The sequence below is a fragment of the Miniphocaeibacter sp. genome (genome assembly GCF_049276255.1).
Taxonomy (GTDB): Bacteria; Bacillota; Clostridia; order Tissierellales; family Peptoniphilaceae; genus Miniphocaeibacter.
In genome coordinates, this window is sequence record NZ_JBASWB010000031.1 from 1 (window position 1) to 2,193 (window position 2,193).

2 protein-coding genes and 1 pseudogene are annotated in these 2,193 nt (G+C 29.9%); 2 read left to right on the forward strand and 1 reads right to left on the reverse strand.

All coding sequences use genetic code 11. The annotated features are described in order from the left end of the window. Both WAO56_RS03120 and WAO56_RS03125 read left to right on the forward strand, forming a co-directional pair. Positions 1-138: pseudogene (locus WAO56_RS03120) on the forward strand (transposase); the annotation flags it as partial. Positions 139-300: 162 nt separating this feature from the next. Then, positions 301-1,923, forward strand: coding sequence for a cell wall-binding repeat-containing protein (locus WAO56_RS03125; RefSeq protein ID WP_422146252.1), 1,623 nt, complete (start codon positions 301-303; stop codon positions 1,921-1,923). A gap of 88 nt (positions 1,924-2,011) precedes the next feature. Here the strand turns inward: WAO56_RS03125 and WAO56_RS03130 are convergent. After that, positions 2,012-2,193: transposase (locus tag WAO56_RS03130; RefSeq protein ID WP_422146227.1), on the reverse strand; the 182-nt coding region annotated here is incomplete at its 5' end.

Here is a 2,193-nt window from a genome sequence, read left to right on the forward strand (position 1 = left end):
CCTAATGCTGAAATTGTTTTAGATAAGTTTCATATTGTAAATCTTTTAGGTAGGGCTTTATTAAAAACAAGGATTGAAATAATGAAAGAGTTTAATACTTCCTCTATTGAATATAAAAGACTAAAAAGATATTGGAAATGATATGCTCCCTATATAGTAGACACATGAAATAATAAAAATGCCTTTTGTCCTTAATCTGTAATAGGTATTATATAATACCTATTCTTTGCCTATTTTTCATAACTTTTTTTTATTTAATTTTATGTTAACATGTACTATATAAGGAATAAGGAGGAAATTATGTTAAGAACAAAAAGAATAACAAGTTTTTTGTTAGCATTTGTAATGGTTTTTTCTATTTTTGTAGGAACTGTTTCAAAAGCAGATGAAACAAAGGAAACTGTAAAAGCTTCATTAGTGAGCTTAAAAGTTGATGGAAAAGACATAGGAGAAGCAATTACTCAAAATGTGTTAAATAAATATGGTTTAAAATTAAAATCTGAGGAAACTGGAGAGCTTTATGATTTTAATTCAGAGGATAAGAAATTAGTAAGTAGAGAAACATACACAATTATATCCGGAAGCAAGTACGAAATTAAATCTGTTGTTGCAGATGAATATCTTCCACTAAAAGAAGAAGATGATTTTAAAATTATAGCTATTGGAGCTAATCACAACTTTGTTATTGAATTAACTACTAAACCAACTGCAGAATTTAAAGCTACTATAGAAAAACCAGAAGGTATTGAAGATGATATCAAAGCTGAAATCTATGAGAAAGGAAAAACAACACCTTTCGTTGAAGATTTTAAGTTAGGAGTAGAAACAAAATTAACCAAAGGTATAGATTATGAATTAAAATTTAAAAATGTACCAGCAGGTTATGCAATACATGAAAAAGATAAGGAAGAAGCCTTGTCTTTTTATGAATTTAAACTAGAAGAAAATTTAGAAGTAAATTTTGAATTGAAGAAAAAACCAGAAACTGATAAGATTAAAAGACTAGCAGGAGATGACCGTTATGAAACTGCAGTTGAAATAGCTCAGAAAGCTTATCCAACTTCAGAGAATCTAATTGTAGCTAATGGACAAGTTTCAGCAGATGCTTTGGCAGCAGGACCTTTGGCAAATGCATTAGAAGCTCCAATACTCTTAGTAAGAGACAATTCTGCAATTCAAGGTGTAAGAGACTATATTAGGGACAATGGTGTTAATAAAATATATGTAGTTGGTGGAGTAAATTCTGTTTCTGAAAATTTAGTTACGGAATTAAAGGCAGTAAAAGAAGGGGTAACAACTGGTAGAATTTATGGTAAGGACCGTTATGAAACTTCAATAGAAGTGGCTCTTAATTTAAAGGACAGAGGTTATACTAATGGTGTAATAATAGCAAATGGTACAAATGAAAAAGATGTAGATGCTTTAGCAGCATCAACTTATGCAACAGAAAATAAAATGCCAATAGTTTTAACAAATGGAAATGTTCTAACTTCAGAAGTTAAGGCTGGTTTAAAAGCTATTGGAATAACAAAAGCTACTATAATTGGTGGACCACAAACAGTTGCTGAAAAAGTAATTAACGGAACAGACCTTACATTTACAAGTGAAAGAAGAATTTCTGGTTCAGACAGATTTGAAACATCAGTAGCTATAGCTGAAAAATTAACTCAAGCTAATGTTAAAACAGTTGTAGTTGCAAATGCTTATAAATCACCAGATGCTTTAACAGCTGGTCCGTTAGCATATGCAAAGAATGCAGCTATAATATTATCAAAGGCAGATGAATTAACATCAAGCCAAAAAACTTATATAGGTGGAATTAAAAACATTGAAACAGCCTATATAACAGGTGGAATAAATTCTGTTAATGATGCAGTAGAAACAACCTTACAAACACTAGTAGAAAATAGTAGAGATAAGTAAATTTTGAATTTCAAAGACTCCCTGTAGGAAACTACGGCTCTTTGTCAAATAGTGTTGATGAAGAAAATAATAATATTTTCGGTTCAAGCTAAGAAGCTTGAGCCGCTATTTCATTTTCAAAACCTTTAAACTTAAACTTATGGAAACATAACATAATCCTTAATCTGAAATTATCAAAACTACGATAACCATAAGAAACTCTTTTAATTAACTTAATCTTATTATTAATACCTTCAATCCTTCCATTGCTAAAATTACAGTCCATAGTAT